Origin of the sequence: Ruegeria sp. 6PALISEP08 (genome assembly GCF_001238295.1) — a bacterium.
In the GTDB taxonomy this organism is placed as follows: Bacteria; Pseudomonadota; Alphaproteobacteria; order Rhodobacterales; family Rhodobacteraceae; genus Ruegeria.
This window is the reverse complement of sequence record NZ_LGXZ01000003.1, coordinates 241,557-268,198: the sequence shown is the minus strand read 5'-3', so window position 1 is coordinate 268,198 and position 26,642 is coordinate 241,557. Positions and strand designations below refer to the sequence as shown.

The following is a 26,642-nucleotide window of genomic DNA, read 5'->3' as shown; positions in this document are numbered from 1 at the left end:
ATCACCAATTGTTCCAGCAATTGGCAACAGGTGTACACCGCCGGACGTTACGAAGTTCTTTATGACCGTGTCACTGCGCGGCCTGTCGATGGGCCAATGGCAGACTGACTCGAAATGCTGCCCCGCCCTGCCCCGGCAAATAGCTGATCTCGCCCCCCAGCCGCTGCATGATCTCGCGGCAAATGGCCAGACCCAGTCCCGCCCCTCCGGCTTTGTCGCCGCCAACGCGCGCGAATTTCTCAAACACCATCGAGCGCGCACCGGGTGGAATGCCGCTACCATTATCGATGAAATCAATGATAATGCGCCCGCCGACGTCATATGCAGAAATGGTCAGGACGGGCTCTTCCGCGTCACAGTATTTTTGCGCGTTAGAGATCAGGTTGATGAATACCTGCCCCAACCTGTCCAGGTCCGTGTGCAAGACAATCCGCTCTGCTGCGCGTGCGCGTCTCACGCTGATCTTGCTACCTGCCCCGGCCAGTGCGCTGGACACCGCGCGATCCAGAAGCGAACGCAAGCTGTCATCGCTGATGTTAAGGTTGACCTGACCATTCTCCAGAACGCTCAAGTCCAACAGATCGTCCAGCAGACGGGTCAGGCGCAACGCTTCGTCATGGATGATCGTGGCGTATCTGGTCTGTTCGTCCCCGCTCAACCCCTCGGCGTCGCGCATGATCTCGGAAAACGCCCGAATCGAAGTCATGGGCGTGCGCAATTCGTGACTGACCTGACTTAGGAAACTGTCTTTTTGCGCCGACACCTGCGTAAGTTTGGCATTTGCTTCACGCAGTTGCCGTGCCGTCCGGCTGAGTTCTGACGACTTCACTTCAAGCTGGCTGGAATACTCCAGCAGCTGCGCCGATTCATCGGCAACTGCCAACAGGTCTTCGACCGATACCGACGAGCCGCCTACGATCTGTCCGATCATCGCATGAGCTGTGGCCGTTCCAACCGACCCGCTCAACTCACGCTCCAAACGGCCAAGGAATGCCGGTGTCGGTTCGGGAAGGTGCGAACGCCCTCCCTGTTTCTCGGCCTCGGCCTGAAAGAACTCCTGCGCGGGACCGGTGCCCAGAATACGTTGGGTCATGATCATCAGATCTTCGCTTTGCGCGACCGATCCGGACCAGCCACGTGGCGCGACCGAATGATCGAACACATTGACAAATTGCGCGCCCTGTAACCGCTCCAACGGGCTGGGAAAGCTTAACAATGAGGCCACGCAAAACGCGATTGTGTTCAGCAACAGCGACCACATCACGGAATGGACGATCGGATCGATTCCTTCGATCCCGAACAGAGCCTGCGGGCGCAGCCAGCCTAAGCCGAACAACCCGTTCTGCAGCACGGATTCTGGCATCGACGCGCCACTCATGCCGGGCAACAAGAGAGTGTAAATCCACAGCACAAAGCCAACCGTCAGCCCCACCAGAGCCCCAGTTCGCGTGGCCCCGCGCCAAAACAGACCGCCAACCAAAGCGGGCAGAATTTGGGAAATCCCAGCAAAAGCGACCAACCCGATCGACGCCAGCGCCGCACCTCCGCCAGACAGGCGGTAGTAGAAATAGCCCAACGCCATCACCACGGCGATGGACACGCGGCGGGCCATCAAAACGATATTGCGCACATCGCCCGAGACCGAGCCCGTACCCTCTTGCGTGTTCAACCAAATGGGCATGACGACATGGTTCGATACCATCGTGGACAATGCCATGGCTGTTACGATGACCATTGAGGTTGCAGACGAAAATCCACCAATGAAAGACAGCATTGCCAGCCAGTCGTTGCCCTGCGACAGGGGTACGGTCAGAACGAAAAGGTCTGGATTGGCCCCTTCTGGTAAAAGGTCCAACCCCACAACTGCGATGGGAACGACAAACAAGCTCATCAAAAGCAGATAGAGAGGAAAAGCCCAAGCAGCGGTTCTCAGGTGGCTTTCATCATCATTCTCGACCACCATCACCTGAAACATACGCGGCAGACAGATAAAGGCCGCCGCCGACAGGAAAATGAAGGTCGTCCACCGCCCGGCATCAACATGCCACTGCCCGATCTCCGACGCGTCGATCCGCTCCATCATGGGCGCGATACCACCAGCGATGCCCCATACGACAAAAACGCCGACCGCGATTAACGCAAACAATTTGACGACGGCTTCTACCGCGATGGCCGTGACCACCCCGTGGTGGCGTTCATTCACGTCCAGATTTCGCGTTCCGAAGAGGATGGCGAACACGGCCAAGCCAGCCGCAACCCAGAACACGCTGGACCCTTCGCGATACAGGCCCGATGGATCGGCTTCGGCGAAGATCGAGAAAGACAGCGTAATCGATTGTAGCTGTAGCGCGATGTAAGGTGTGCCGCCCAACACCGCCAGAATGGTGACACAGACCGCCAGCGTGTTTGATTTGCCATAGCGAGACGACAGCAGGTCCGCGATAGAGGTCACTCTTTGGCTGCGTCCCACACGCACCAATTTGCGCAGCCCCCACCACCAACTGACCATGACCAGTGTAGGGCCAAGGTAGATCGTGACAAACTCCAACCCCGACCGCGCAGCGTTGCCCACGGCGCCGTAGAAGGTCCAAGCGGTGCAATAAATCGACAACGACAATGTGTAGATCAGCGGCGAACGCAGCCATTTCCCACGCCCCGCCGCGGCCATGCGATCCGCAGCGAACGCAACGGCAAACAGAAAGACGACGTAGCCCAGACAAACCAGAATCAGAACGTTTACAGTGGCCATCACTCGGCCCCTGTATCAGGGTCCTCGGGCGTGCGCATACGGCGCGCAACAAAGCCGAAGATCAGGCCAATCACGATCAACGCGCCCCAGCAGACGAAGATGTAAAATATTGCTGAGGACAGAGGTACGGCCGCATCACCGCTGGACTTGTCCGGCCAAAGAAGCGGCAGCGCGAACAAGAGCGCCCCAAGAAACGGCAAAAGCCGGGCCGCATCGGTCAGCCTGCGACGGCGATAGCTTTGACGTTCCAGAAAAAGCGAGGGTCTCACATTTGGCGGCTGACCTTTGTCGCTCTCGTCTGACATTACATTTGGGTCGCCTGCGCGTGAAGATCACGCACAGCCGTCAACACTTCGGCGTTGGAAAACGGTTTGGTCATAAAGCGGCTGACGCCTGCATTTTCCGCCATTTCCCTGTCGCGCGACTGCCCCCGCGCCGTCAGCATCAAGACCGGAAGGCTTGCAAGCTCTTCCATCTCTCTGAGATCGCGCAGAATATCCATGCCGCTTTTACCCGGCAGCATGACGTCCAGAATAACCAGATCGGGCTGAGCCCCCTGAATAACCTGAAGCGCATCGGTGCCATCGCCATGAATCTCGACCTGCCAACCCTCGCGGGTCAACAGGAACCGGATTGCCTCGGCAATGTTCGGCTCGTCCTCGATCAGCAGAACCTTACGGCTCATATTTTCAATTCCTCCCAAGACCGGTCGCCCATCCCAAGGCCGGTCACAGCCAGATTAAGCGTTCTGTCAGGAAAGTGTCAAAAACCTTCGCTCAAAATCGACGGCTCGCGGCGTGCGGTGCAGGTGTTGCTGGGACAGACCCGGCAGTTCGACCCGACCTTTGTGACTGCTGCGTCGCCGGTTGTTTCCTGCACGGGGCGCACCAACATGACGGATCGATAGGCCGGATCCTGATCATATCCTGCTACCGTATGCGGCCAGGCATAGGCGAAACACTCGAACGTGGCCGAGGCCCGCCCAGTTTGCACAACGTGCTTGCGCACCGGAACCAATGGGCGGTTCAGAGCGGTAAATACTGGCCAAAGGGGGCAAGCCTCGCCATGTCTTGGCATGGCAAATCCCGAAACCGGCTTAAGGAACAAGATGCTGCCGGATGCATCGCACAACACCATGCCAACCGGTTCAGACACGATACTTTCGGGCAAGAGTGCCACGCGCCGGAGGGCCGTCGCCATATCGACAGAAAAGTGACGTGCCAGGTCAATCGGGTCCGGGCCTTCGCCTTGAACAAATGAAGCAACTGCATCCAGTGGCATGGCTTGGGCGTCAGCGCGGAGTGTTTCTAACATATCACGCGCAACAGCCCGGGCCGCAGCAGTGTTGAGGTTGCCCAGATCAACTGAATCGACCTCACCCCCGTCCTCCAACTCTGGGAAAATGAAATTACGGGTCTGGAAGAACGCTTCAACCTCTTCCAACGGCACACCGCGCGGGTCGACCGCGGTATCGCTTTCATCCAGAAACGTCACCAACGCCTTGGAACTGTCTGCCAACCGTTCGGCATCCTGATGCAGGTTTTTATGAAACCGTTCGCGCCATTCCGCTTCGATATCTTCGGTGTCAGCAAGAATCGCGGCCGTAGACCGAATCGCGGCTGCGGTTGACAGAACCTCGTGCATCGAGTCTGCAAGCTGGGGGTCATGGGTCAGCCGGTCCGACAGTATTTCGACATTGCGTTCCAACGAGACGACACGGCGATGCATTTGTGCCAGCACCGCCGCCCAACCGGGAAAGCGTCCGGCGAATTCTTCCAGACCGTCCAGCTCGGCCTGTTGGCCAACCGCATCCTCCGCCGCTTCGCGCAGCGCTGAAACCAAGGTGGCCTCGATCCCCTGCGTCAGCACAGAAGGTTCCACCGATAGCGCTGTGGCGATATCCACCAACAACTTGCCCCCAATCCGACGGCGATTGTGTTCGATCAGGTTGAGATAAGAGGCTGAAATCCCTGCCAAACGGGCCAATTCCGCCTGCCTGAGCCCGGCAATCTGCCGCCGCTCGCGTATGCGGCTTCCAGTCAAAGTGTCACGCATGTTTGCATCCTCCTGACCAACGTCCAGCCGATCATCCAGGCATTATTTGCGAAACATACTATATATTTCTTCCACTTAGTTCAAAATTTTCAGGTTCAATTTACATCCTTTACACGATCAAAATGCACTCTCCGACAGCGCAGTATGTCATCATCGTGCAAGATATTGCTTCACCCCTTCTCTTCTGCGCGGTTTCCCGGCACGATACGTGAATGAGCGACCCTGCCTTTGAATACGCGCCTATCGGCCTTGTAGAGTTGGAAAATCGGATTATCCGGCGCTGTAATCTGCAATTCGCGCGCACGTTCGGCGGAGAAGAAGTGGACTATCGCAACATGCCACTGCTGCACCTCTATCCCTCGGTAGCTGATTGGGAACGGATCGGAGAGCGCAGCCTGCAGGTGATGCGCGACACCGGATATTACACCGATGAACGCGTCATGCGGCGGCGTGATGGCGATCTGTTCTGGTGCCGTGCTCGTGGCCGCTCACTCACCCCCGACGACCCGTTCCGGCACGGCATCTGGAGCTTTTCAGACATCTCGGAAGAACGGCCTTTGGTTGAGTTGACGGTACGTGAACGCGAAGTCGCCATCCTGTCTTGTCGCGGCTTGTCGGCCAAAGAAATCGGCGCTGAACTGGGGCTGAGTTTTCGCACGATCGAAGCCTATCGTGCCCGCTTGCTTGAAAAGTTCGGCGCGCGGAAGTTGTCTGAGCTGGTTGCGAAGCTGTCGGGAATGCCTCTGTGACCCGACCCACCCAATAATTTAAGCTGCAAACCTGTTTGTGATGGTGCGAGTCGGCGCTTTTCATGCAGGGCTGCTTGGCCTATAACCCTGCGTAATTTGATCAGAGCCCGCGAAAAAACAAACGGGCCAAAGGGGAACCGTCGAGGACACTCATGACAGATACCAAACACGAAGCGGATGTTGCATTCATCAAAGCTCTGGCAGAGTTGCTGCGCGAAAACGATCTGACCGAACTGCAGGTCAAGCGTGAATACGGCGAGGAGGACAGCCTGAATGTGCGGGTCAGCCGCATGACACAGACCGTCGCCGCTCCGGTTCAGGTCGCAGCGCCTGTTGCGGCACCGGCCCCGGCTGCTGCTCCTGCTGCGGCAGAGGCGCCCGCTGCACAGGAAGATCCGGCAAGCCATCCTGGCGCTGTGACATCGCCCATGGTCGGCACGGTGTACATGCAGCCAGAGCCTGGTGCACCTTCGTTCATCAGCGTTGGTGCCACGGTATCCGAAGGCGACACATTGCTGATCGTCGAAGCGATGAAGACCATGAACCACATCCACGCGCCTAAGTCGGGTACGATCAAGCGGATTCTGGTTGGCGATGGCGACGCTGTGGAATTCGGCACCCCTCTGGTCATCATCGAGTAAGGCGGGCCCATGTTCGACAAGATTCTGATTGCCAACCGAGGCGAGATCGCCCTGCGCGTCATCCGCGCCGCGCGCGAGATGGGGATTAAGACGGTCGCCGTCCATTCCACCGCCGACAGCGACGCGATGCATGTGCGCATGGCGGACGAATCGGTGTGCATCGGCCCCCCGCCCTCGCCGCAAAGCTATCTGTCCGTACCAGCGATTATCTCGGCCTGTGAAATCACCGGCGCGCAGGCGATCCATCCCGGCTATGGCTTCCTTTCCGAGAATGCCGAATTCGTGCAGATCGTCGAAGACCACGGCCTTACCTTTATCGGTCCCACTGCGGAGCATATCCGCGTCATGGGCGACAAGATCACTGCCAAGGATACGATGAAAGCCTTGGGCGTGCCCTGCGTTCCCGGTTCCGACGGAGGCGTACCTGATCTGGCAACCGCCAAGAAGATCGGTGAGGAGTTCGGCTATCCCGTGATCATCAAGGCCACAGCCGGTGGCGGTGGTCGCGGCATGAAAGTCGCGCAGACCGCTAATGAGATGGAAAGCGCCTTCATGACTGCGCGGGCCGAGGGCAAAGCTGCCTTTGGCAATGACGAAGTCTATATCGAGAAATACCTGACCACGCCGCGCCATATCGAGATTCAGGTCTTTGGCGATGGTAAGGGCAAAGCTGTGCATCTTGGCGAACGTGACTGCTCGCTGCAGCGCCGCCATCAGAAGGTGTTCGAGGAAGCCCCCGGCCCCAGCATCTCCCCCGAAGAACGTGCCAAAATCGGGAAGATCTGCGCCGACGCCGTGGCCAAGATCGACTATATCGGCGCGGGTACCATCGAATTCCTCTATGAGAATGGTGATTTCTACTTCATCGAAATGAACACCCGTCTTCAGGTGGAACACCCTGTGACTGAAGGCATCTTTGGCGTCGATCTCGTGCGCGAGCAAATCCGTGTCGCCGCTGGCGAGGACATGTCATTCGGGCAGGACGACCTGGAAATCAACGGCCACGCCATTGAGGTTCGGATCAACGCTGAAAAACTGCCGAACTTCTCACCCTGCCCCGGTAAGATCACCGCGTATCACGCGCCGGGCGGTCTGGGCGTACGGATGGATTCGGCGCTTTATGATGGCTATTCCATCCCACCTTACTACGACTCGCTGATCGCCAAGCTGATCGTTCAGGGCCGCGACCGGACCGAAGCGCTGGCGCGTCTGGAGCGCGCGTTGGGAGAGTTGATCGTAGACGGCATCGACACCACAGTCCCTCTGTTCCACGCCCTGCTGCAGGAACCCGACCTGCAAAGCGGCAACTACAACATCCATTGGCTGGAGCGCTGGCTTGCGGAGAACATGGAACAGTAACCGCCAAGGACCGGAGGGCACACGCCTTCCGGTTCCCGCTTACCCAAAATGAGCTTATCCGCCGAACTTCTGCTGCATGGGTACTCCATTGGCGTTTTTCCGATGGCCGAACATCGCGATGATCCCGAGCTGTTCTGGGTCGATCCAAAGTTGCGCGGCGTTTTCCCATTGGATGGGTTCCACATTTCCCGCAGCCTTTCTCGCCGCATCCGCAATAGCGGGTTGGAAATCACGATCAATCAGGACTTTTCAGGGGTCGTGGATGGCTGCGCCGACCGGGCCGACACCTGGATCAACGCCGAACTGCACGGCCTCTATCGCCAATTGCACCAGACAGGGTATGCCCATTCTCTTGAAGTCTGGGACGGCACTGCACTTGTAGGCGGTGTCTATGGCGTGACCTTGGGGGCAGCATTTTTCGGAGAAAGCATGTTTTCACGCCAAACCGATGCGTCGAAAATCGCCCTTGCCTATCTTGTGGACCGCTTGCAACAGACCGGGTTTCATCTGTTTGACACGCAGTTTCTGACCGCGCATCTGGCGTCTCTGGGAGCCATCGAAATCCCGCGCAGTGCTTACAAAAAGGAACTGGAAGAGGCTCTGAACCGCAGCGCCGAATTCACGGCGCCGATCCGTCAGTCTGCTGCGGGGGTAATACAGCGGATCACCCAAACGTCGTAGCGTGCATGATCCAGTGCGTTCAATGCCGGGGACGTCGCAATCATCCAGCCGTCGAACAGTTGATCAGCCTTCCCGGTTTCCCAGATGGTCAGGTAAGCAAATGCGTCACCCGTCGGGTTGTCCACCGGAAAACGGCAATCTCCCAACGCAACATCCAAGCCAAAAACAGATTCGGTCTGACCGTTTTGCATTTCAACATCGACGGTCTGCCCATTGACCTTGTCCAGCCCGCGCAGCATGGCCCCCGGGCCAGATTGAACCTTTTGTTGCGCGGCAGCGCCTGTCGTTGCCAACAGCAGGGCAATCAAAGCAGCACGTATCATTCGCTGCCATCTCCGGCCACAAACTTGACCAAAAGTGAGATCAGGCTGACCGCACCTTGTGTATCTTCGATTTCGCCTCCGGGCTCGAAAAAGAACGGCGACCCGCCCGGCATGACCTCGACAAAGTTGCCTCCCAGCAACCCCTCGGATGAGATCACGATGGCGCTGTCATCCGGCACGAGAATGCCGTCGGCAATGGTGAAGGTCGTGTCTGCTCGATAAGTATCAAGGTTCAACGTCACGCCTGTCACGGTTCCAATCTTGACGCCCGCAAGCCGGACATCCGTCCCGACACCGACCCCTTCCAGCGACCTGAAAGACGCGCCAAGTTCATATCCGGCCGCCCCCTGTGACAGACCCGTCGATTGGCTGGCGTAAACGCCAAATGCCAGCGCACCGGCCAACACGACGCCACCGACAACAACTTCGGTCCAATTATGGCTCGACATCTTCGCCTCGCTTATTCCGGGCTCCAGGCCTCATAATCCTTGCGCTCGACCGGTTCGGCCCGACGCAACGATCCTGCTGGCGAATAAGCCAGTGCGGTTCCGGTCAGGTTCTCCTGATGTGGCTTTTCCCAGGATTTATGCGGCAAAGGCTTGTCTGTCGGAGGCTCATCCCAGGTGCGGTGCAACCAGCCGTGCCATTCCGGATCAACTCGGCTGGCCTCGGCCTCGCCGTTGAAGATCACCCAGCGCCTGCTGTCATCCGCCGTGCGATAAAACACATTGCCTTCATTGTCTTCGCCCACTTTGACGCCTTTACGCGACGTGTAGATCTGCGTGTTCAAAGTTGACCCGTTCCACCAGGTCACGGCTCGCAAAAGACTGTTCAGGATTCCCATCGGGTGCCTCCGGCATTTCGGTCGAGAAAAGGTATGGACCAAAGGCTCGCCAAGGTCCAGTGCCACAGGGGATACCTGCGTCACTCCGGCAGAAACGCGGTCACTTCAATCTCGATCCTGTATTTCGGATCGATCAGGCCACATTCAATCATAGTCGCAGCCGGAGGATTTGCGCCGAAGGTCTCGGCCAGGATCGGCCAGCAAGGCTCAAATTCCGCGCGATCCGGCAGCATATACGTCACGCGCACAACATTTTGAAAACCTGCTCCGGCCTTTTGCAGAGCGGCTTCAATGATGCTCAACGCGGAACGGCATTGCGCTACAATATCTTCGCCCTGCCCAACTGTGCCAGCCACATGAACCCAACCACAAGCGACTACTGCGCGGCAGTAACCCACTTTCGTTTCGAATTCACCACCGGATGAGATGCGCTGAATCGTCATGCTGCTTCCACTTTGTTGCTAGAAATCCGCAGACCGCCGTACCGAAAAAGGGTCCCTGCGTTCATCTGTTCAAAGAAACCGGGGGAATTGCTCGAAATACGGCGGGGGCAGCGCCCCCTTCCATCTTGTCTCAAGCAGCTACCACAGCCGGACTTCTTATCCAGCCGATGCTGATTCCGGGGCCGCGTCCGCATAGATGAACAGAGGCTGCGACTCGGATATTACTGCCTCTTCGTTCACCACAACTTCGCTGATATTCTTCATGCCCGGCAGTTCGAACATGGTATCCAGCAGAATGTCTTCCAAGATCGACCGCAGGCCCCGTGCGCCGGTTTTACGCTCAATCGCCTTCTTGGAAATCGCTTTCAACGCATCATCCGTGAAGTCCAGTTCGACATCTTCCAACTCGAACAGGCGCTGATACTGCTTGACCAAGGCGTTCTTGGGCTTTGTCAGAATGGTGACCAGAGCATCTTCGTCCAAATCCTCCAGCGTTGCCAGAACCGGCAAACGTCCCACGAACTCTGGAATCAGACCGAATTTCAGCAGATCTTCTGGTTCCAGATCCTTAAAAATCTCGCCGACGCCACGATCGTCATTTTCGCGTACATCGGCGCCAAAACCCATGGCCGAGCCCTTGCCACGCTGCGCTATGATCTTATCCAGACCGGCAAAGGCACCGCCGCAGATGAACAGGATATTAGTGGTATCCACCTGCAGGAACTCCTGCTGTGGATGCTTGCGCCCGCCCTGCGGCGGAACGCTGGCCACTGTGCCTTCCATCAGTTTCAGCAAGGCTTGCTGCACGCCCTCGCCCGACACGTCGCGCGTGATCGACGGGTTCTCGGACTTACGGGTGATTTTGTCGACTTCGTCAATATAGACAATGCCGCGCTGCGCGCGTTCGACGTTATACTCACTGGCCTGAAGCAGCTTGAGGATGATGTTCTCGACATCTTCGCCCACATAGCCGGCTTCGGTCAGCGTGGTTGCGTCGGCCATGGTGAATGGCACGTCCAAAATGCGGGCCAAAGTCTGGGCCAACAATGTCTTACCGCAACCGGTCGGACCGATCAGCAGTATGTTCGACTTCGCCAGTTCAATATCGCTGCCGGCTTTCTGAGCATGGTTCAGACGTTTGTAGTGGTTGTGAACCGCCACCGACAGAACCCGCTTGGCTGTGGCCTGACCAATCACGTAATCGTCCAGAACCTCGCAAATATCCTTGGGCGTCGGAACACCGTCAGACGACTTCAGCCCACTTGCTTTGGTCTCTTCGCGGATGATGTCCATGCACAGTTCGACACATTCATCACAGATGAACACGGTCGGGCCTGCGATCAGTTTTCGCACCTCATGCTGGCTTTTCCCGCAGAAACTGCAGTAGAGCGTGTTTTTCCCGTCGCCGCCTGAATTCGTCGCCATGATCTACCTTTCGGGCTTCGTCTCTGCACCCCGGAAAGGATGCGCTTACGCCTGTTTGTGCAGCTTAGGCCAGCGCTCTGGCGGCTACAATCTCAAAATGACCCCCGCGCCGGTGGCGCGGAGTGTTGGGCTCAGGCTTCTTCCGCATCCATTTTTGCGCGGTTTTCGACGATTTCGTCGATGTGACCCCAATCTTTCGCCTCTTCCGGGCTCATGAAATTGTCACGGTCCAGCGCCTTTTCAACCGCCTTTTTGGTCTGTCCGGTATGACGCACGTAAATGTCATACAGGCGATCCTTCAGCTTTTGCGTCTCGGCTGCGTGAATCATGATGTCACTGGCTTGGCCCTGATACCCGCCGCTGGGCTGGTGGACCATGATCCGGCTGTTGGGCAGCGAGAAGCGCATTCCCTTCGCGCCACCGGCCAGCAAAACCGACCCCATCGAGGCCGCTTGACCGATCACCAATGTGGAACATTTCGGCTTGATGTACTGCATTGTGTCGTAAATCGACAATCCGCTCGTCACCACACCACCGGGCGAGTTGATGTAAATTGAGATTTCCTTGTTCGGGTTCTCAGCCTCAAGGTGCAACAGCTGCGCGACCACCAGATGACTCATGCCATCGTGAATCGGGCCGTTGATGAAGATGATCCGCTCTTTCAGCAGACGCGAAAAAATATCGTAAGCGCGTTCGCCCCGGCTGGTCTGCTCGACGACCATTGGGACAAGCGTATTCATATATGTATCTACTGGATCGAACATTAGGAACCTGCCTGCTTTGCTTCGGATCGGGACACTATCCCAACAAGTATTACCCGAGTCTTAGTGTCGGCTCGGGGGGGCTGCAAGGGGGTGCAAGTGAGAACGCCGCAGGATTGTGGGGTGCGTCAGTCCCGGATGCAATTGCCCTGATCCTTGGGTTTACGAGCGAGGGTCAATCGGCCATTCGGCTCCGACCGTTTTGGTGAACAGGGGAAAAGCCCACTTGGATTCCCTTACACTCATCACAGTGTTTTGATTTATTCATATGGAACAAAATGACCAAAACATGTAAGGAATGGGTTGCGCCACTCACGCGTGACAGAACAAAAACACGCCCGCTGAACGGGTTCGCAAGGAAAGTTATCGATGGCACTTCCCCAGCTGTCTCAGGACATATCCCCAGCAGATATGGACCGCATGGTCGAGAATGCGACGCGCGCGTCCAATTTTCTCAAGGCAATCAGCCATGAAGGTCGCCTTATGATCTTGTGTCACCTGGTGTCAGGTGAAAAATCTGTAACTGAACTGGAACAGCTGTTGTCCGCCCGGCAAGCCGCAGTATCACAGCAGTTGTCGCGCCTCAGGTTAGAAGGGCTGGTTGTTCCACGTCGTGAAGGGAAGGCCATCTTTTATCGTTTGGCCGATGACCGCCCGCAGCGGATGCTTGAAGTTGTCTACGAGCTGTTCTGCACTGACGCCTCCTAAGTACTGGTTTCGCAAGCAGAAAGGTGTTACCGAGACATCATCGAGCACCAAGGAGACGAACATGATCCGTGTAATTTTGATTGGCCTGAGCCTGTTTGCCATCTCCGCCTGTGAGACCGCAAAAGGCGCAGGCAAAGACATTGAAAAGGCCGGAGACGCCATTCAGGGCGCTGCAACAGACGTGCAGGAAAACCTGTAAGCACTGCTCTTTGTGTGCTCCACAGGCATCCAAGCAAATCAAATGTCTGGCGGTTGCGTCTGCGCAATCGTTCAGCGACCTTCGACCAAGCGGTCCCGGAGCTTCCCTGTCAATCGCCAATTCGGGGCCCTTTTGCACACGCAAAAGAGCCCCGATCCCGTTCAGCAGGGGTGAGTGGTAGCCTGTATGAAACCGTGAGCCGGCAATGGAAAAGGCGTCAGGTGCTCAGACGCGGTCTTTGCATGTATCCTTGCGGATACGCCTGACGCCTTACCGGGTCGATGCACCCCAAGGGGCACCCCGATCCTTGTGCTACGGCCCCCTGAGGGGCTGCAGCCGCCGCTTTAACCCCGAAAGGTTATTGCAGCACGCATCGGCTTTCTAAGAGGACGATCACCCTGACCGAACATTACGCTCGATCTCGGCTGATCCCAACGGTAAGTCTTTGAAGTTCTGAGAAAATACCAAGACCCCCTCGATCCCTCCAAACCTCTGGACCTTTGCGTCCCACCTTCGGTTCCGAAGACCCTAGGCAGTGACAGAACTGTTACACTCCGGCCCGCGTCCGACAAGAAAATAGCACTGCAGCATGAAAAATTGACGGGGATAAAGTGTTGATATCCGCCGGGACACTTCTGTGGATAATCCGAGAAAGCGCGGCATCGCGCAGGGTTGATCGGGGGTTTGTTCAAACGCGAGGCAACCACTCATTTTGCAGCCAATGCTGCACGTGCAAACGCCTTCGCACGGCCAATTGAGCGAAAATCGCTGGGTTTATGCAGCCTTCAGACCTCGATTTTCCGAATCGTAAAGCCCGTGCGACTCACCGATCTGCTGCATCTATTTCACACCAGCACCGCGGAACCGTGCGGATGGAACCGAGGCCGGATGGCACATACGTCACCACACGCGAAGCCGCGCTGAAGGTCCGCGATATCAGATGACCCGGGCCGAGGAACGCGGCATTCCAACCCGAGGCGGTCTGTATCCTGTCGCGGGCGGTAAGCGTGCCACCCGGCCCACCTCCCTCCCTGGAGGAGACGATGGTTCCAATGTTGAGAAACGGTCCGACCCGGTCGGCTAACCTACCACTCCGCCGCATCATCAGTCGGGCGACGGTCCATACCCCTTACCGCCCGGACCGGGCCGGAACCGCTTCAGTTCACCTGACGTTCCAGAACGGTGCTATAGGTCGTTCCGTTCCGCAGGCTACGGAAATCGGCATAGATCTTGCCGTCTTCATACCGGGCATCGATCAGCGCATTGGCCCCGATCACCAGCGGTGAGGTTTCAACGATGCCGATAGACCCCGAGCCATCGAGGCTGATGGTTCCGGTGGCCTCGTATTCATTCCATTCGGTATCGCCATCACGACGCCACTTGCTGGGCCCCCAGAAGACATTGTCTTCCTGCATCTGGACGTCGAGCATCCATTCGGCCTGATTGAACCGGGGTTCGTCGCCCTTGTAGTAATGGCTGGGCTGGACGGTCGTGTAGCTACCCAACCATGTGCCACGCAGATCGGGCGTGGTATCGGCCAAAGCGGCCGTTCCAAGGCTGAGGGTCGTGGCCAAAGCGGCTGCTCCGGCAGTCATGTATCTGGTCATGGGCTCTCTCCTTTTCGTCTGGCAAACAGATTGGGAGGGCGCACACGGGTTGCAACTTACCTAAGGGAAACTTCATGATTGATTAAGCGGAGGCTTAGACTTGGAACTCAGGCCCAGGCCAGAGCTGTCCCAACAATGACCAGCGCGATGCCGATCCCCTCGCGATAGGAAAAGTTTTCGCCGAACAGGAAATACGAGGCGATGGCGATCAGCACCACCTCGGCCCCCAGAATACCGGTATAGATGATGCCCAACCGTTCGTTGCGCAGCGCGGCGAGTTCCAGCGTTGCGGCGGCCAGCAACGTGGCGACGATCAGAAGGGTCAGGCCAACACCGGGGAGTTTCCACCAGAACTTCATCGAGATCATGGCAACGGAATAGAGACCCGCCGACCCGAGGGCGATGAGGGGGATCATGGATGTTGACATAGGGGCCTCCTGCCGAGGTTGCCGTTGGGTCAACAGTAGCAGGTTGGCGGGGTTGGGGCTGTGAGGTTAGTCACAGACCCGGTCAGAACACAATCGCGATGAGTTCGGCCAGCCCGATCAGGCCCAGCAACACATTTGATGTCAGGATCAATCCCTTCATGTTGCGTGACATGACGCCTTTGGCAAAGTTTGTCTGGGCAAAAGCTTCATCGAAATCACTGCGCAGGTTTTCGACGTCTTCCAGCGCGGTCTTTCCGGCGAGAATGCCGTAGGCGGCGGTTGCAATCACCAAAACGATCAGGACCAGCGAAATCCCTTCCGGGCCGAACCCGATGATCGCGGCGATGGCGATATAGGCAAAAATCGTTGTGCGCATGATGTGATAGTAATGGTCCAAACGACCCTTGGTGATTTCGGAGCGCAGTTGAGCGTCCATGGCACTTCCCCCTTGGCAATTCGTTGTTTTCAATGAAGGGAGTTTATCACTCTTTGCGGGATTTCAGAAATTTAAGAAGACGGTTGATCAACAAAACAGAGGGCAGTGCCGGCCTGAGGGGGTGAGGCCCGTCTCGGAAACGGTCCAGTGGAGTGAGAAAGCTTCCCGGAAACCATCCAGTGGATGGTTTCGCTTTCGAACGGGCGGAGCCCTCAGGGCCGAACGGGCGGAGCTCCGGGGCGCAAACACGCCGCCCGTTTTGCCGGAGGCAAACCTTCGGTTTGACGGGGGCGGGTCATGCCGGAGGCATGCCTTAAGCATGACGCGGCCCGGCGGTGCTGCCAAAGCGCTGCACTAAAATTTTGAAATTTCACCAAACGATTTAACTGCAAATATTCAGTTTGGCATCCAGCGTCAATTAAACGGGCTTCAGACAAATCGAGTAGTTTTGTGAACTCAGATTCACTTTCGAAATCGGGATGCGCTCATCCACTCGACGTCGAATAAAATCGGGAATTCTATCGTCAGAATTTGCACCCAGAATGACCTCAACTGGTTCTAACGCCGATAACGGCTTATAGCCCGGCCTTGGATCAGACAGAGAGTGCGCTCTCCATTCTTTTTCATACTTCCATTCATCAGGTTTTTGATAGGCGAGTGCGAGTAGTACTTCGTTTTGACTATAATTACCTACTTTGCCTTTGACCCCGTCCGCAAACTTCAACAAATCGATCATCGTAAGTTTCGGGCGTTTAGACGAGTATTTGACATCCAATGGAAACCTATCATCGAACTTTTGCATGAGGTCCTCACGAACTCGATACTTGATACAATAACCTCGATGAGAATTGGAATAGTGGCTCCACATAAGAGGGCTATCCCAACTTTCGGAAAAGCAGCAGATGAAGGCCTTTCGCCGTTGCTCCTGCAAAAGCGCTTCGCCAGTCTGCATAACCCGTTCAATGTTTGCTAAAGTTGGCCTGTAAGCCCTGCGGATTCTTCTCCGTTCCCCGGGGGATGATATCTTTGGAAATAACTTAGAAACTGTTTTCTCTTCGACGATTAGTTTTCCAGGCCGATGTTTCTTGAAGTAATCGACTATTTCTTGTGCGGAACTAGACTTAAAGCTTGGATTACAGTCGAAAGGATCATTTTGGCCAAGTAACGATGAAAAATATACCCTTCTGAAACCAATCGCTTGCTTCAAGTCCTGACAAGCGTAGCGCGTTGAATTGGAACGATATCGATACAAGAATTCCGGGAAATTATTGGTGCTTTGGGTTACATTAGTGCTCATAGAACGCCGTACACCTTAAATGTATGAAACAACCAAATTAGGACACCGGAATTGCGCGCCGCCTCTCGTAAGAGGACAGCATTAACTATCCATCTTCAACGCTGAAATAAACGCCTCCTGCGGAATATCCACCTTACCAAACTGGCGCATCTTCTTTTTGCCAGCTTTTTGTTTATCCAACAATTTCCGCTTACGTGTTGCGTCGCCGCCATAACACTTCGCGGTCACGTCCTTGCGCAGCGCCGAGAGGGTCTCGCGCGCGATGACCTTGCCTCCGATAGCGGCCTGGATCGGGATTTTGAACATGTGGCGCGGGATCAGGTCCTTGAGCTTTTCGCACATCGCCCGGCCCCGCATCTCGGCCCGGTCGCGGTGAACCATGGTCGACAGCGCATCTACGGGCTCGTCATTCACCAGCACCGACATCTTGACCAGATTATCCTCGGTATAACCGGTCATCTGATAATCAAACGACGCATAGCCCTTGGTCACCGATTTCAGGCGGTCGTAGAAGTCAAAGACGACCTCATTCAGCGGCAGGTCATAGACGACCATGGCGCGGCTGCCCGCATAGGTCAGGTCCATCTGAATGCCGCGGCGGTCCTGACACAGTTTCAGCACGTCGCCGAGGAATTCGTCGGGCACCAGAATGGTCGCCTTGATGCGCGGTTCCTCGATATGGTCGACCTTGGACGGATCAGGCATGTCGGCGGGGTTGTGCAGCTCGATCATTTCGCCGTCTTTCATGTAGACGTGATAGATCACCGACGGCGCGGTGGTGATGAGCTCGATATCATATTCGCGTTCGATGCGGTCGCGGATGACCTCAAGGTGCAGCAGACCAAGGAAACCGCAGCGGAAGCCAAAGCCCAGCGCGGCAGAGGTTTCCATTTCAAAGCTAAAGCTGGCGTCGTTCAGCGCCAGCTTGTCGATCGCGTCGCGCAGGTCTTCGAATTCGGCGGAGTCCACGGGGAACAGACCACAGAACACCACCGGCTGTGCGGGTTTGAAACCGTCCAGCGCCACTTCGGCTCCGTTGCGGTCATTGGTGATGGTGTCGCCCACACGGGTGTCGCGGACCTGTTTGATCGAGGCTGTCAGAAAGCCGATTTCACCGGGGCCGAGGCTGTCGACCATCTCCATCTCCGGCCGGAAAACGCCGACGCGGTCGACATGGTGCAGGGTGTTGTTCGACATGAACTTGACCCGCATGCCCTTTTTCAGCGTACCGTCCATGATGCGGACCAGAACGATCACGCCGAGATAGGCGTCGTACCACGAGTCCACCAGCATCGCCTTGAGCGGCGCATCCAGATTGCCCTTCGGTGCGGGCAGATGGGTGACAATGGATTCCAGCGTTTCGTGGATGCCCTGCCCCGTCTTGGCGCTGACCTGAATGGCGTCGGTCGCGTCGATGCCGATCACATCCTCGATCTGTTCGGCCACGCGGTCACAGTCGGACGCGGGCAGGTCGATCTTGTTCAGCACCGGCACGATCTCATGATCGGCATCGATGGCCTGATAGACATTCGCCAGCGTTTGCGCCTCGACCCCTTGAGTCGAGTCCACAACCAACAGCGATCCCTCGACCGCGCGCATCGACCGGCTGACCTCATAGGCAAAGTCCACGTGGCCGGGGGTGTCGATCAGGTTCAGCACATATTGCTCACCATTGTCGGCGGTATAGTCGATGCGGACCGTGTTGGCCTTGATGGTGATGCCGCGTTCCCGCTCGATATCCATGCTGTCGAGGAGCTGTTCCTTCATGTCACGGTCCTTGACCGTTCCGGTCTCTTGGATGAGCCGGTCAGCAAGGGTGGATTTGCCATGGTCGATATGCGCGACGATGGAGAAATTGCGGATATGAGCGAGGTCTGTCATGGAGTGGGATATGTCGGGAGTTTTGTCCCTCGTCAAGCATTGAAGCGTTGCATAAAAGGTCCCACCCGCGCCTTTCTGTTCAGTGGCATTTACCCGAATTCAGTGAATAGTTAAGATGATCGCATCATCTGGCCGTTTCAAAAACAGAAAGCAGGGAAGACTTGGCCGATTATTCGATCTTTGTGTTGGGTGAAGGTCAATTGTCCGTCTCTGTGGCGCAGGGTCTGGACGGGATCAATCAGGGCACGGGGATACATCTTATAGGTGAGACGATTACCATTAATTCGCGCGCTGCGACTGAGGTTTTCATCACGGATGCTGGATCGGACACCAACTTTTCCGACAATGATGGTAATCAGCGGTTAAACGGCGACCAGACAATCGATGGCACGCTTTTCTCCAGCGGCACGCGTGTTGAAGCCGAATATGGTATTACGCTGACTGATGGAACAACCACATGGCAGGCGGTTGCGTTCAACGTGAACAACTCATCGCCGTCATATGCGACTGTTGAGGGCATCGCATTCATTGGAGGACCGGGAAGTTTTCCGCCGGCAGGAGTTCCCCTGACGGTCGTAAGTACACAGGAAGGCCCCAACTTTGCATCAAGCGCATATGCCAGCCCCATTTGTTACTGCCGTGGGACACTGATTGAAACCAAGTCCGGATATCGACCTATTGAAGTGTTGAAACCGGGTGATGTGATTTGGACCCGCGACAATGGCTATCTACCCGTCTTCTGGACAGGTGAACAGGATGTCATCACGGCCGGACGATTCAGAATGGTCGAAATTCCCGAGGGAACGCTATCGAATTTCGCACCTTTGAAAGTGTCTCAGCAACACAGGATACTGGTCACGCACCCTTTGGCAGAAATTCTGTGCGCCGAGAACGAAGTGTTTGTTCCAGCCATCAGCCTTGTTGATGCGGGCATTGCAACTTTGTGCAGGGAGAACAGTGCTACCTACCATCATCTGCTGCTCGAGACCCATAACGCCATTAACGCCAACGGTGCAATTTCCGAAAGCCTTCTACTCGCACCAACCACCGGCAGTCAGAACGCGGACGATCTGTTCTTTCGCGGATTGGTCGATCAGTTTTCGTATGCAATTGAAACTGCAAGACTGACGTTAAAGAGAAAAGAGGCAACATTCTTGATCAACAGTATCTTGTCCGTTGATCCGAACTCCAGTTTGATTCATACTCCGGCGCAGACCGAGAAGGGCATCAGACCCGTCCGGGCAGGCAAACACGAGGCATGAGCATGAAACAGTTCCTCTTAATCGCATTCTGCGCCACGTCGATGGTGGCGGTGCAGCAACCGGCTGAAGCGGCGCAAATTAAACGCGCGTGTCTGGCGTCGGACCGGTCGGCGGCGACACGGGATCGGTGCAGTTGCATTCAGCGGGTGGCCAATCAGGCCTTGACCCGCAGTGATCAGAAAACCGTGGCCAAGTGGTTCACCGACCCCCATCAGGCGCAGGAGTTGAAGATGTCGCAGACCGCGCGTGACGATGCGCTGTGGGATCGTTATCAGAACTTCGGCCAGATGGCGCAGGCGATCTGTAACTAACCCGTTCACAATCCTTGACCTGATGCCCACTGCGCCTCAGTAAGGACGCAGTGAAAGGTGGAGTGCATGGTGATGAAAGGGCTGACCCTGCGAGGTCTCGAGGTGTTCGAGGCGCTGGCGCGGACGGGATCGGTGGCGCAGGCGGCCGAGATCACCGGGCTCAGCCAGCCGTCGGTCAGCCAGCAGTTGCGTAATCTGGAAAAGGCGCTGGGCACCGAACTGGTCGATCACGGGCGTCGACCGATGCGGCTGACGCAGGCCGGGCGCAGCTTTCTGGCGCGGGCCGAGGCGGTGCTGGCCGAATTGCAGATGGCGCAAAGCGAGCTGTCGGTCATGGAACTGGGTCACCTGACCACGCTGTCCATCGGATTGATCGACGATTTCGACAATGACCTGACCCCCCGTCTGGCCACCCTGCTGACTGACAGCCTGTCACGGTCCAAATTCAAGCTGATCACCCTGTCCAGCCTCGATCTGTTCGAGGCCCTGGCCGAGCAGCGGCTGCACATGGCTGTCACTGCCCATAGTGGCGAGGTGCTGGAGGGTGTGGTTGAGTACCCGCTGGTCCGTGATCCGTTCATTCTGGTGGCCCCGAAAGGCTCGGGCGGGGTTGAGGCTGTGCAGGAGGGGCTGCCGTTTCTGCGCTATGCACGCGAACAACTGATCAGCCGACAGATCGAGGCGCATATGGCGCGCGGGGCGCAGGAGTTCGAAGAGCGGTTTGAGATCGGATCGCATCTGGCATTGATGGCCATGGTTGCCCGGGGCCTGGGCTGGGCGATCACAACGCCGCTGGGCTTCATGCGTGCGACGCGGTTTCATGACGGGCTAGAGGCATACCCTGCCCCGTTCGGGGATTTCTCGCGCACGATTTCATTGCTGGCCCGCACCGACTGGTCGGATCAGGTGCCTCGGGAAGTCGCGGGCATGACCCGCCGGCTGATGCAGAACCAGATCATTGAACCAGCCCTGACCAAACTGCCATGGCTGAGCGGGCAATTGAAGGTGATCGGCGGCTAACGCTCCAGATGGGCGGCCAGACCGTCGACTGCCGTTTCGATCAGATCCAGCGCGCCATCGAAATCCCGCGTGTAGTAAGGGTCGGGCACGCAATCGGCTTGGGTGTCAGTGGCAAAGTCCGTCAGCAGGCGCACAGGTGTGTCGTTGCCAGCGGGGCGTAGTCCCTCGATATCCGCGATATTGTTGGCGTCCATACCCAGGATCAGTTCGAACCTTTCGAAATCAGCAGCGGTGAATTGCCGGGCGCGCAGGTCGCTGAGGTCGAAGCCCCTGGCTTTTGCGGCGGCCTGCATGGGGCCATAAGGCGGGTTGCCTGCATGCCAGCCCATGGTTCCGGCGCTATCGGTTGCGTGGTGCGGTGCACGGGCGCGAAAGGCGCCCTCGGCCGCGGGCGAACGGCAGATATTGCCCAGGCAGACAAAGAGGATACGGTGTGACATGAACAAGCTGTACCGCGCGGAGGAGAAATGGAAAAGATCGTCATTCTGACCGGAGCCGGAATTTCCGCCGAGAGTGGGCTGAGCACTTTTCGCGACGAGGGCGGATTGTGGGCGCAGCACCGGATCGAAGATGTCGCCACGCCCGAAGGCTTTGCCCGCAACCCGGCCTTGGTACAAGGGTTTTACAATGCCCGCCGCGTTCAGGCTGCTGGTGTACATCCCAATGCCGCCCACAAGGCGCTGGCCCGGCTGCAACAGGACTGGCCCGGTGAAGTGATGATCGTCACCCAGAACGTGGACAGCTTGCATGAAGCGGGCGGCGCGCGGGGCGTCATTCACATGCACGGAACACTGGCCGGTGCTTTATGCTCGGCCTGCGGTCATCGCTGGACCGCGCCGCCTGAGATGGCGGTTGGGGAACCCTGCCCTGCCTGTGCGCAGCCCACCGCCCGGCCCGATGTGGTCTGGTTCGGCGAAATGCCTTACTGCATGGACGAGATTTATGACCACTTGGCCAGTGCGTCGCTCTTTGCTGCTATTGGAACATCAGGTCAGGTCTATCCCGCAGCGGCTTTTGTTCACGAAGCACGGGAGGCGGGCGCGCGAACGGTTGAGATCAATCTGGAACCAACGCTGGGCGCATCCGGGTTCGACGAGCGCGTTGTCGGCAAGGCCACTCAGACGGTTCCACGATGGGTCGACCAGCTACTTGCGCGACGCTCATAAGATGCAGACAACGCTTGCTTAATCTGTGTAAACTATCTCCGAAACGACTGGAGGACGAGCCATGACGGAACAAGATCCCCAAAGCGGTGAAATTATGGAAGACAGCAGTATGGCCGGGCGCGACATGTTGGGGGAGCAACTTTCCGACCTGTGGTGGACTTTTCTGCTGCGTGGAATTCTGGCGGGGCTTGTCGGCATTGCGGCCCTGTTCTGGCCGTCGGGTAGCATCGCATTGCTGCTGCGGTTGGTCGGCGTTCTGCTAGTCCTTGACGGCGGCCTGACGCTTTTGGGTGTCGGGCGACGCGGCGTATTGGGCGGCGCCGCAATCGGGGCGCTTGTGATCGGGCTGATCCTGCTGATCTGGCCGGAAGGTACGGTCAAACTGGCCTTTTTCCTGTTGGGCGCATGGGCGCTGATCATCGGAATCGGTTCGCTGGCAGCCGCCGGGCAGATGCACGAGAGAGACCCGCAGCGCGGCTCCATGCGTGTCTCAGGGTTCGTTGCGCTTGTCGTCGGGCTTGTTTTGATGATCTGGCCAGCCGTCGCGCTTGTGGCTTTGGGATGGGGCATCGCATTTTCAGCGCTGGCCATGGCAGCTGTCATGTTCTGGCTGGCATCCCGTTTCCGTCAGGCGGGCGACCGTGTCGGTATGAAGACTATCAACAAATAGGCCTACACCTGATAAACGCCATCAGGCCGGGCAATACCCGGCCTGATGCATGGATGACAGCCGCAGCGCGGCCCGAAGACAGGCGTTGACCTAGTTGGAATGTGATCCGTGGCCGCCCTTGTCTTGACGATCCAGATCGACGGGGATTTCGATCTCAACCTCACCCGCCTTTTCAAAGATCAGCGTTACCGGAACTGTGGCGTCCTGTTCAAACGGAGCGGTCAACCCCATGAACATAACGTGGTCGCCACCGCGCTTCAGCATGTGGGTCGCACCCGCCGGAATGGCAAAGCCTTCTTCGACATGCACCATCTTGGCAACGCCGTTGTCATCGACCTTGTGTGTGTGCAGCTCGACCCGGGCAGCGGCTTCAGACGTCACGCCAACAAGACGGTCGTCTGTATCGCCCTGATTCTGGATCATCATGAACGCCGCACCGGCTTTGGCGGACTTGCCCGACGACCGGGCATAGGCGTCATCAACTGTGATGGTGCCTTCGGCAAAAGCGGGGATAGCCATGGACACGGTGGCCAGAGTTGCAAGCAGAGTAGTTTTGAGGGACATCGTGCCTCTCCTGTGTATATGGTTTGAAAAGGATTGGTTCTCAAACCAGTTCAGGCGGCGCGCGCGCCGGAGCGCCCGATGCTGGCAGGGTGATCTGGTGACCAAGATGCCTCAACGGTGCAGGCTGCGCCTGTTCCGGAGCTGCGGGCAGAGCAGGATCGGCGACGGCAATCGCACCCAGCAATGATAGTGCGTATTCCGGGCAGTAATGCGGCGGCGCGGTGGGTTGACCGCTTTCGTCCATATAGACAACAACAGGGCCAGTGCCGGTGCACAGCACCATCTGCCCCACGGCCTTGTCCATACCCCGCGACATGGCAAGGCCCTGCCCGGTCAGAACCAAGAGCAGAGAGAGGACAACAGGCAAAAGTCTTACAATGGCAGGTCTCATTCTGACCCGGGTATAGGTCAGTCAGCAGAATAGCTTCAAGCGCCAAAGGGTCGCGCTTGAAGCTGATCTCAGTAATCTATTCCCGGTCTTTTCACCTTGCTTGTATTGAAGCTGGTGTGTGACCGGTTCACCCTGCGCTGCATCCGCGTACAAGCGGAAATTGCCTTGCGAAAAACCGTGGTCAGAAACAGGAAAAGGTAGAAACTTTTTAACGTCATAATTTGGCCCCCGCCTGATGAGTGATTTTGACGCTAGGTCAGATTCGAATCTCTGTATGTGAAGCAATTCACCAATCGGGGAAAATAATTTCGAATTTGAGAACAATGCCGATTGCCACTAGGCACCCACAATAAAAAAACCCCGCACCAAAAGGTGCAGGGCCTTGAAATCCATAAGTAAAAAGGCTTAGGCCGTGGCTTGTGCCTTGGCGATTTCCTTTTTCACTTTCAGAGCGTTTGCCGACAGTTCTTCGTCTTTGGCTTTGGCCAAGAACGCGTCCAGACCACCACGGTGATCAACCGAACGCAGAGCAGCGGCCGAGATGCGCAGCTTAACACCGCGTCCCAGAGTCTCGGACTGCAGGGTAACGTCGTTCAGGTTTGGCAGAAAACGACGACGAGTTCTGTTTTTGGCATGGCTGACATTGTTGCCAGTCATCGGGCCTTTTCCGGTCAGTTCGCAACGGCGCGACATGGTTTCTTCCTTTGTTTCTGGAGGCCGGGCACAAAGCCCTCGGCCAAATCACAAGGGGCACAACCCGAAGTCGCGCCCGAAAACTGGTTGGATGCGTGTAGTGGGAATCACAGGGAGGGTCAAGACGGGCTGCGCGAAATCTTTCATTTTGCGCAGCGCGTAGAATCCCCGCCCGTGCCCAACTGTCAGGTCAGCGCGCTGAGCAGTTCTTCCGCCGCCTTAGCCGGGTTCAAATATCCGGCAGAGACTTCGGCGTTCAGGCGCTCCATCTCAGCTTTGGCCTGCGGTGTATCGAGGCGCGCAAGAAGAGCATGGCGAACTTCTTGGTCGAACCAATAGCGCGCCTGCGCCGCGCGGTTGGCCTCCCAAATACCATGGTCGCGGCGCCATTGGGTCAGGGTTTGCATCTCATCCCATGCCTGCTCCAGCCCGTGCTCTTCAACCGCTGATGCTGTCATGGCCTTGGGGAAGCCTTCCGGGTCCTGCGGGCGTTTGCGCAGCAGTCGCAAAGCGCCCGCATAATCCGCGCAGGTGCGTGTGGCGGTGGCCTTCAGGTCGCCATCGGCCTTATTGATCAGGATGATGTCGGCCATCTCCATGATACCGCGTTTCACCCCCTGCAATTCATCTCCGCCCGCTGGGGCCAACAGCAGCAGGAACAGGTCCGACAGTTCGGAGACAACCGTTTCGGACTGCCCCACACCGACAGTTTCGATCAGCACCACGTCATAGTCCGCTGCTTCACACAGGGCGATGGCCTCTCGGGTGCGACGGGCAACGCCACCAAGATGGCTCTGGCTGGGCGATGGCCGGATGAAAGCATTTCTTTCACGGCTCAAACGTTCCATCCGGGTTTTATCGCCCAGAATCGAGCCGCCCGAACGGGCCGAGCTGGGATCGACCGCCAATACGGCCACACGCAGCCCCTGCCCCGTCAGCATCATGCCGAAGCTTTCGATAAAGGTGGATTTACCCACACCGGGAGTCCCCGACAGACCGATACGCAGCGCCTGACGCCCCGATCCGGCAAGCTGCGCCAATAGCTCGCTGGCCTGTGCGCGATGATCGGCGCGGTTGCTTTCGACCAGAGTGATCGCGCGCGCCAGCGCCCGGCGCTCGCCCTTCAAAATCCTGTCACCTAGGCTGTCTATCTGCATACTCATCCCGATCTTTAAGGCAGGAATAGTTGCCTTTGTCCGGGGGTGTTTGTCCAGACCGGAGGAGACAGGAAATGCGATCAATGCAATGGCTGCGTCATTTCGTGCAGTGCTTTATCCTGATCTGCCTGCCCGGCATAGCCCGGGCAGAGACGGGCCAAAGCCAGTTCTCGCGACGTGCGCTGGGGGTCAAGGTCGGGGAAATGTCACTCAGCTCGAACACGACGCCTTCACAGTACGCCGTGTCAGCTCGGTTAGCCACAACCGGGCTGGCCGGAACGCTGAAACGCATCCTCTTTGTGATAGTGGCCTCTGGGCGTCGCAACGGTAACCGTTTCTTACCTCAGCGTTACATCGAGGACATGGACACAGGTCAGCGAGGTTCCCGCGCTCGGCTGGTTTACTCTGGCGGTGTTGCACGCGCCAGTGGCCCAAAGATCGGTGATCGCGGCCCTTATGCCGTGACCGACGGGCAGCAACGCGGGGCGGTCGACCCGCTGACCGCGATTTTCATGGGTTTGCGACATCAAAGCCCTGCAGAGTTATGCCGACTGCGCCAAAGAATCTTTGATGGGGAACGGCTGACACAAATCACACTAACCCAACGTAGCGAGGCAGATGGGCGTGTGTTCTGTCGAGGCCAGTTTACACGGTTGGCAGGATGCGCACCGGGCGACCTGTCCCAGGGTAACAGCTTTCCAGTGCTGGTAATCTACGAACCACTTGACTCTGTGATGCGGGCTATGCGGGTTGAAGCCCAGACCATATAGGGTGCCGCAGTTGTTCTGAGAAAGCAGTTGTTCTGAGAAAATAGCGCGAACT

Annotated in this window: 32 protein-coding genes; 12 read left to right on the top strand and 20 right to left on the bottom strand. The window is 57.2% G+C overall.

Going from position 1 to position 26,642, the window contains the following annotated elements; all coding sequences use genetic code 11:
* Positions 1-70 precede the first annotated feature (70 nt).
* The 4 genes from ALB80_RS06765 to ALB80_RS06750 all read right to left on the bottom strand — a co-directional run bounded on the left by ALB80_RS06765 (position 71) and on the right by ALB80_RS06750 (position 4,804).
* Positions 71-2,749, bottom strand: coding sequence for a sensor histidine kinase (locus ALB80_RS06765; RefSeq protein WP_050603266.1), 2,679 nt, complete (start codon positions 2,747-2,749; stop codon positions 71-73).
* A complete protein-coding gene (locus tag ALB80_RS06760; RefSeq protein ID WP_050603265.1) occupies positions 2,749-3,054 on the bottom strand; it encodes a hypothetical protein in 306 nt (101 codons plus the stop codon). The genes ALB80_RS06765 and ALB80_RS06760 overlap by 1 nt, the downstream gene beginning before the upstream one ends.
* Positions 3,054-3,434, bottom strand: a complete 381-nt coding sequence (locus ALB80_RS06755) for a response regulator transcription factor (protein ID WP_050603264.1) — start codon at positions 3,432-3,434, stop codon at positions 3,054-3,056. The genes ALB80_RS06760 and ALB80_RS06755 overlap by 1 nt, the downstream gene beginning before the upstream one ends.
* Positions 3,435-3,511: 77 nt before the next feature.
* Positions 3,512-4,804: a helix-turn-helix domain-containing protein gene (locus ALB80_RS06750; protein ID WP_050603263.1), complete on the bottom strand. Its 1,293-nt coding sequence runs from the start codon at positions 4,802-4,804 to the stop codon at positions 3,512-3,514.
* Between the two features lie 212 nt (positions 4,805-5,016).
* Between ALB80_RS06750 and ALB80_RS06745 the strand changes: the two genes are divergently transcribed.
* The 4 genes from ALB80_RS06745 (at position 5,017) to aat (ending at position 8,234) form a co-directional block, all read left to right on the top strand.
* Positions 5,017-5,553, top strand: a complete 537-nt coding sequence (locus ALB80_RS06745; RefSeq protein WP_050603262.1) for a LuxR C-terminal-related transcriptional regulator — start codon at positions 5,017-5,019, stop codon at positions 5,551-5,553.
* 152 nt (positions 5,554-5,705) lie between these two features.
* Positions 5,706-6,194: an acetyl-CoA carboxylase biotin carboxyl carrier protein gene (accB, locus tag ALB80_RS06740; protein ID WP_050603261.1), complete on the top strand. Its 489-nt coding sequence runs from the start codon at positions 5,706-5,708 to the stop codon at positions 6,192-6,194.
* 9 nt (positions 6,195-6,203) lie between these two features.
* The gene (accC, locus tag ALB80_RS06735; RefSeq protein ID WP_050603260.1) at positions 6,204-7,553 is read left to right on the top strand and encodes an acetyl-CoA carboxylase biotin carboxylase subunit; all 1,350 of its coding nucleotides are present in this window, start codon (positions 6,204-6,206) and stop codon (positions 7,551-7,553) included.
* Positions 7,554-7,601: 48 nt separating this feature from the next.
* Positions 7,602-8,234, top strand: a complete 633-nt coding sequence (aat, locus tag ALB80_RS06730) for a leucyl/phenylalanyl-tRNA--protein transferase (RefSeq protein ID WP_050603259.1) — start codon at positions 7,602-7,604, stop codon at positions 8,232-8,234.
* On the opposite strand, the gene ALB80_RS06725 is transcribed toward aat, so the two are convergent.
* The 6 genes from ALB80_RS06725 to ALB80_RS06700 form a co-directional block, all read right to left on the bottom strand.
* Positions 8,189-8,557, bottom strand: coding sequence for a DUF2155 domain-containing protein (locus ALB80_RS06725; RefSeq protein ID WP_050603258.1), 369 nt, complete (start codon positions 8,555-8,557; stop codon positions 8,189-8,191). The genes aat and ALB80_RS06725 overlap by 46 nt on opposite strands.
* Positions 8,554-9,006 carry an outer membrane lipid asymmetry maintenance protein MlaD gene (gene mlaD / locus ALB80_RS06720; protein ID WP_050603257.1) on the bottom strand — a complete coding sequence of 151 codons (453 nt, stop codon included), beginning with the start codon at positions 9,004-9,006 and terminating at the stop codon, positions 8,554-8,556. The genes ALB80_RS06725 and mlaD overlap by 4 nt, the downstream gene beginning before the upstream one ends.
* Positions 9,007-9,017: 11 nt before the next feature.
* Positions 9,018-9,401 carry an NADH:ubiquinone oxidoreductase subunit NDUFA12 gene (locus tag ALB80_RS06715; RefSeq protein ID WP_050603256.1) on the bottom strand — a complete coding sequence of 128 codons (384 nt, stop codon included), beginning with the start codon at positions 9,399-9,401 and terminating at the stop codon, positions 9,018-9,020.
* 80 nt (positions 9,402-9,481) lie between these two features.
* Entirely contained in the window at positions 9,482-9,844 is a 363-nt protein-coding gene (locus tag ALB80_RS06710; RefSeq protein WP_050603255.1) for a RidA family protein, read from the bottom strand.
* 156 nt (positions 9,845-10,000) lie between these two features.
* Entirely contained in the window at positions 10,001-11,269 is a 1,269-nt protein-coding gene (gene clpX / locus ALB80_RS06705) for an ATP-dependent Clp protease ATP-binding subunit ClpX (RefSeq protein WP_050603254.1), read from the bottom strand.
* A 131-nt stretch (positions 11,270-11,400) separates the two neighbouring features.
* Complete coding sequence (locus tag ALB80_RS06700; RefSeq protein ID WP_050603253.1) at positions 11,401-12,033, bottom strand: ATP-dependent Clp protease proteolytic subunit; 633 nt, start codon at positions 12,031-12,033, stop codon at positions 11,401-11,403.
* A gap of 366 nt (positions 12,034-12,399) precedes the next feature.
* Here ALB80_RS06700 and ALB80_RS06695 point away from each other — a divergent pair, with 366 nt between their 5' ends.
* Together ALB80_RS06695 and ALB80_RS21765 are read left to right on the top strand one after the other, a co-directional pair.
* Complete coding sequence (locus ALB80_RS06695; RefSeq protein ID WP_050603252.1) at positions 12,400-12,738, top strand: helix-turn-helix transcriptional regulator; 339 nt, start codon at positions 12,400-12,402, stop codon at positions 12,736-12,738.
* 61 nt (positions 12,739-12,799) lie between these two features.
* A complete protein-coding gene (locus tag ALB80_RS21765) occupies positions 12,800-12,937 on the top strand; it encodes an entericidin A/B family lipoprotein (RefSeq protein WP_083445217.1) in 138 nt (45 codons plus the stop codon).
* Positions 12,938-14,094: 1,157 nt separating this feature from the next.
* On the opposite strand, the gene ALB80_RS06690 is transcribed toward ALB80_RS21765, so the two are convergent.
* From ALB80_RS06690 to lepA, 5 genes are all read right to left on the bottom strand, one after another.
* Entirely contained in the window at positions 14,095-14,544 is a 450-nt protein-coding gene (locus ALB80_RS06690; RefSeq protein WP_050603251.1) for a hypothetical protein, read from the bottom strand.
* A gap of 107 nt (positions 14,545-14,651) precedes the next feature.
* Positions 14,652-14,972, bottom strand: coding sequence for a hypothetical protein (locus ALB80_RS06685; protein ID WP_050603250.1), 321 nt, complete (start codon positions 14,970-14,972; stop codon positions 14,652-14,654).
* A gap of 82 nt (positions 14,973-15,054) precedes the next feature.
* Positions 15,055-15,408: a hypothetical protein gene (locus ALB80_RS06680; RefSeq protein ID WP_050603249.1), complete on the bottom strand. Its 354-nt coding sequence runs from the start codon at positions 15,406-15,408 to the stop codon at positions 15,055-15,057.
* A 418-nt stretch (positions 15,409-15,826) separates the two neighbouring features.
* On the bottom strand, positions 15,827-16,705 hold the full coding sequence (locus ALB80_RS21760) for a DUF2971 domain-containing protein (protein WP_083445216.1): 879 nt from the start codon (positions 16,703-16,705) through the stop codon (positions 15,827-15,829).
* 81 nt (positions 16,706-16,786) lie between these two features.
* Positions 16,787-18,586 (bottom strand): translation elongation factor 4, encoded by a 1,800-nt coding sequence (lepA, locus tag ALB80_RS06670; RefSeq protein ID WP_050603247.1) that lies wholly within the window; start codon positions 18,584-18,586, stop codon positions 16,787-16,789.
* Between the two features lie 161 nt (positions 18,587-18,747).
* Between lepA and ALB80_RS06665 the strand changes: the two genes are divergently transcribed.
* From ALB80_RS06665 to ALB80_RS06655, 3 genes are all read left to right on the top strand, one after another.
* Positions 18,748-19,848, top strand: coding sequence for a Hint domain-containing protein (locus ALB80_RS06665; RefSeq protein ID WP_050603246.1), 1,101 nt, complete (start codon positions 18,748-18,750; stop codon positions 19,846-19,848).
* A gap of 2 nt (positions 19,849-19,850) precedes the next feature.
* Entirely contained in the window at positions 19,851-20,159 is a 309-nt protein-coding gene (locus tag ALB80_RS06660) for a hypothetical protein (RefSeq protein WP_050603373.1), read from the top strand.
* 66 nt (positions 20,160-20,225) lie between these two features.
* Positions 20,226-21,179 carry a LysR family transcriptional regulator gene (locus ALB80_RS06655; protein ID WP_050603245.1) on the top strand — a complete coding sequence of 318 codons (954 nt, stop codon included), beginning with the start codon at positions 20,226-20,228 and terminating at the stop codon, positions 21,177-21,179.
* On the opposite strand, the gene ALB80_RS06650 is transcribed toward ALB80_RS06655, so the two are convergent.
* Positions 21,176-21,619 carry a low molecular weight protein-tyrosine-phosphatase gene (locus tag ALB80_RS06650; protein ID WP_050603372.1) on the bottom strand — a complete coding sequence of 148 codons (444 nt, stop codon included), beginning with the start codon at positions 21,617-21,619 and terminating at the stop codon, positions 21,176-21,178. The two genes, ALB80_RS06655 and ALB80_RS06650, sit on opposite strands and share 4 nt — an antisense overlap.
* A gap of 27 nt (positions 21,620-21,646) precedes the next feature.
* On the opposite strand from ALB80_RS06650, the gene ALB80_RS06645 reads away from it, so the two are divergent.
* The gene (locus ALB80_RS06645) at positions 21,647-22,345 is read left to right on the top strand and encodes an NAD-dependent deacylase (RefSeq protein WP_050603244.1); all 699 of its coding nucleotides are present in this window, start codon (positions 21,647-21,649) and stop codon (positions 22,343-22,345) included.
* A 61-nt stretch (positions 22,346-22,406) separates the two neighbouring features.
* Positions 22,407-23,015, top strand: a complete 609-nt coding sequence (locus tag ALB80_RS06640; protein ID WP_050603243.1) for an HdeD family acid-resistance protein — start codon at positions 22,407-22,409, stop codon at positions 23,013-23,015.
* Positions 23,016-23,105: 90 nt separating this feature from the next.
* Here ALB80_RS06640 and ALB80_RS06635 read toward each other — a convergent pair whose 3' ends face one another.
* From ALB80_RS06635 to meaB, 4 genes are all read right to left on the bottom strand, one after another.
* Positions 23,106-23,579, bottom strand: coding sequence for a copper chaperone PCu(A)C (locus ALB80_RS06635; RefSeq protein ID WP_050603242.1), 474 nt, complete (start codon positions 23,577-23,579; stop codon positions 23,106-23,108).
* A 40-nt stretch (positions 23,580-23,619) separates the two neighbouring features.
* Positions 23,620-23,970, bottom strand: coding sequence for a hypothetical protein (locus ALB80_RS06630; RefSeq protein ID WP_050603241.1), 351 nt, complete (start codon positions 23,968-23,970; stop codon positions 23,620-23,622).
* Positions 23,971-24,375: 405 nt separating this feature from the next.
* Positions 24,376-24,663 carry a 50S ribosomal protein L28 gene (gene rpmB / locus ALB80_RS06625; RefSeq protein ID WP_050603240.1) on the bottom strand — a complete coding sequence of 96 codons (288 nt, stop codon included), beginning with the start codon at positions 24,661-24,663 and terminating at the stop codon, positions 24,376-24,378.
* Between the two features lie 185 nt (positions 24,664-24,848).
* A complete protein-coding gene (gene meaB, locus ALB80_RS06620; protein WP_050603371.1) occupies positions 24,849-25,820 on the bottom strand; it encodes a methylmalonyl Co-A mutase-associated GTPase MeaB in 972 nt (323 codons plus the stop codon).
* A 74-nt stretch (positions 25,821-25,894) separates the two neighbouring features.
* On the opposite strand from meaB, the gene ALB80_RS06615 reads away from it, so the two are divergent.
* On the top strand, positions 25,895-26,590 hold the full coding sequence (locus tag ALB80_RS06615; protein WP_083445214.1) for a DUF3108 domain-containing protein: 696 nt from the start codon (positions 25,895-25,897) through the stop codon (positions 26,588-26,590).
* The last annotated feature ends 52 nt before the right edge of the window (positions 26,591-26,642 follow it).

What these genes read in the sequence shown, in the direction of transcription:
- ALB80_RS06765 (WP_050603266.1), bottom strand. Translation starts at nt 2,749, where the DNA reads ATGGCCACTGTAAACGTTCTGATTCTGGTTTGTCTGGGCTACGTCGTC.
- ALB80_RS06760 (WP_050603265.1), bottom strand. Translation starts at nt 3,054, where the DNA reads ATGTCAGACGAGAGCGACAAAGGTCAGCCGCCAAATGTGAGACCCTCG.
- ALB80_RS06755 (WP_050603264.1), bottom strand. Translation starts at nt 3,434, where the DNA reads ATGAGCCGTAAGGTTCTGCTGATCGAGGACGAGCCGAACATTGCCGAG.
- ALB80_RS06750 (WP_050603263.1), bottom strand. Translation starts at nt 4,804, where the DNA reads ATGCGTGACACTTTGACTGGAAGCCGCATACGCGAGCGGCGGCAGATT.
- ALB80_RS06745 (WP_050603262.1), top strand. Translation starts at nt 5,017, where the DNA reads ATGAGCGACCCTGCCTTTGAATACGCGCCTATCGGCCTTGTAGAGTTG.
- accB (WP_050603261.1), top strand. Translation starts at nt 5,706, where the DNA reads ATGACAGATACCAAACACGAAGCGGATGTTGCATTCATCAAAGCTCTG.
- accC (WP_050603260.1), top strand. Translation starts at nt 6,204, where the DNA reads ATGTTCGACAAGATTCTGATTGCCAACCGAGGCGAGATCGCCCTGCGC.
- aat (WP_050603259.1), top strand. Translation starts at nt 7,602, where the DNA reads ATGAGCTTATCCGCCGAACTTCTGCTGCATGGGTACTCCATTGGCGTT.
- ALB80_RS06725 (WP_050603258.1), bottom strand. Translation starts at nt 8,557, where the DNA reads ATGATACGTGCTGCTTTGATTGCCCTGCTGTTGGCAACGACAGGCGCT.
- mlaD (WP_050603257.1), bottom strand. Translation starts at nt 9,006, where the DNA reads ATGTCGAGCCATAATTGGACCGAAGTTGTTGTCGGTGGCGTCGTGTTG.
- ALB80_RS06715 (WP_050603256.1), bottom strand. Translation starts at nt 9,401, where the DNA reads ATGGGAATCCTGAACAGTCTTTTGCGAGCCGTGACCTGGTGGAACGGG.
- ALB80_RS06710 (WP_050603255.1), bottom strand. Translation starts at nt 9,844, where the DNA reads ATGACGATTCAGCGCATCTCATCCGGTGGTGAATTCGAAACGAAAGTG.
- clpX (WP_050603254.1), bottom strand. Translation starts at nt 11,269, where the DNA reads ATGGCGACGAATTCAGGCGGCGACGGGAAAAACACGCTCTACTGCAGT.
- ALB80_RS06700 (WP_050603253.1), bottom strand. Translation starts at nt 12,033, where the DNA reads ATGTTCGATCCAGTAGATACATATATGAATACGCTTGTCCCAATGGTC.
- ALB80_RS06695 (WP_050603252.1), top strand. Translation starts at nt 12,400, where the DNA reads ATGGCACTTCCCCAGCTGTCTCAGGACATATCCCCAGCAGATATGGAC.
- ALB80_RS21765 (WP_083445217.1), top strand. Translation starts at nt 12,800, where the DNA reads ATGATCCGTGTAATTTTGATTGGCCTGAGCCTGTTTGCCATCTCCGCC.
- ALB80_RS06690 (WP_050603251.1), bottom strand. Translation starts at nt 14,544, where the DNA reads ATGACCAGATACATGACTGCCGGAGCAGCCGCTTTGGCCACGACCCTC.
- ALB80_RS06685 (WP_050603250.1), bottom strand. Translation starts at nt 14,972, where the DNA reads ATGTCAACATCCATGATCCCCCTCATCGCCCTCGGGTCGGCGGGTCTC.
- ALB80_RS06680 (WP_050603249.1), bottom strand. Translation starts at nt 15,408, where the DNA reads ATGGACGCTCAACTGCGCTCCGAAATCACCAAGGGTCGTTTGGACCAT.
- ALB80_RS21760 (WP_083445216.1), bottom strand. Translation starts at nt 16,705, where the DNA reads ATGAGCACTAATGTAACCCAAAGCACCAATAATTTCCCGGAATTCTTG.
- lepA (WP_050603247.1), bottom strand. Translation starts at nt 18,586, where the DNA reads ATGACAGACCTCGCTCATATCCGCAATTTCTCCATCGTCGCGCATATC.
- ALB80_RS06660 (WP_050603373.1), top strand. Translation starts at nt 19,851, where the DNA reads ATGAAACAGTTCCTCTTAATCGCATTCTGCGCCACGTCGATGGTGGCG.
- ALB80_RS06655 (WP_050603245.1), top strand. Translation starts at nt 20,226, where the DNA reads ATGGTGATGAAAGGGCTGACCCTGCGAGGTCTCGAGGTGTTCGAGGCG.
- ALB80_RS06650 (WP_050603372.1), bottom strand. Translation starts at nt 21,619, where the DNA reads ATGTCACACCGTATCCTCTTTGTCTGCCTGGGCAATATCTGCCGTTCG.
- ALB80_RS06645 (WP_050603244.1), top strand. Translation starts at nt 21,647, where the DNA reads ATGGAAAAGATCGTCATTCTGACCGGAGCCGGAATTTCCGCCGAGAGT.
- ALB80_RS06640 (WP_050603243.1), top strand. Translation starts at nt 22,407, where the DNA reads ATGACGGAACAAGATCCCCAAAGCGGTGAAATTATGGAAGACAGCAGT.
- ALB80_RS06635 (WP_050603242.1), bottom strand. Translation starts at nt 23,579, where the DNA reads ATGTCCCTCAAAACTACTCTGCTTGCAACTCTGGCCACCGTGTCCATG.
- ALB80_RS06630 (WP_050603241.1), bottom strand. Translation starts at nt 23,970, where the DNA reads ATGAGACCTGCCATTGTAAGACTTTTGCCTGTTGTCCTCTCTCTGCTC.
- rpmB (WP_050603240.1), bottom strand. Translation starts at nt 24,663, where the DNA reads ATGTCGCGCCGTTGCGAACTGACCGGAAAAGGCCCGATGACTGGCAAC.
- meaB (WP_050603371.1), bottom strand. Translation starts at nt 25,820, where the DNA reads ATGCAGATAGACAGCCTAGGTGACAGGATTTTGAAGGGCGAGCGCCGG.
- ALB80_RS06615 (WP_083445214.1), top strand. Translation starts at nt 25,895, where the DNA reads ATGCGATCAATGCAATGGCTGCGTCATTTCGTGCAGTGCTTTATCCTG.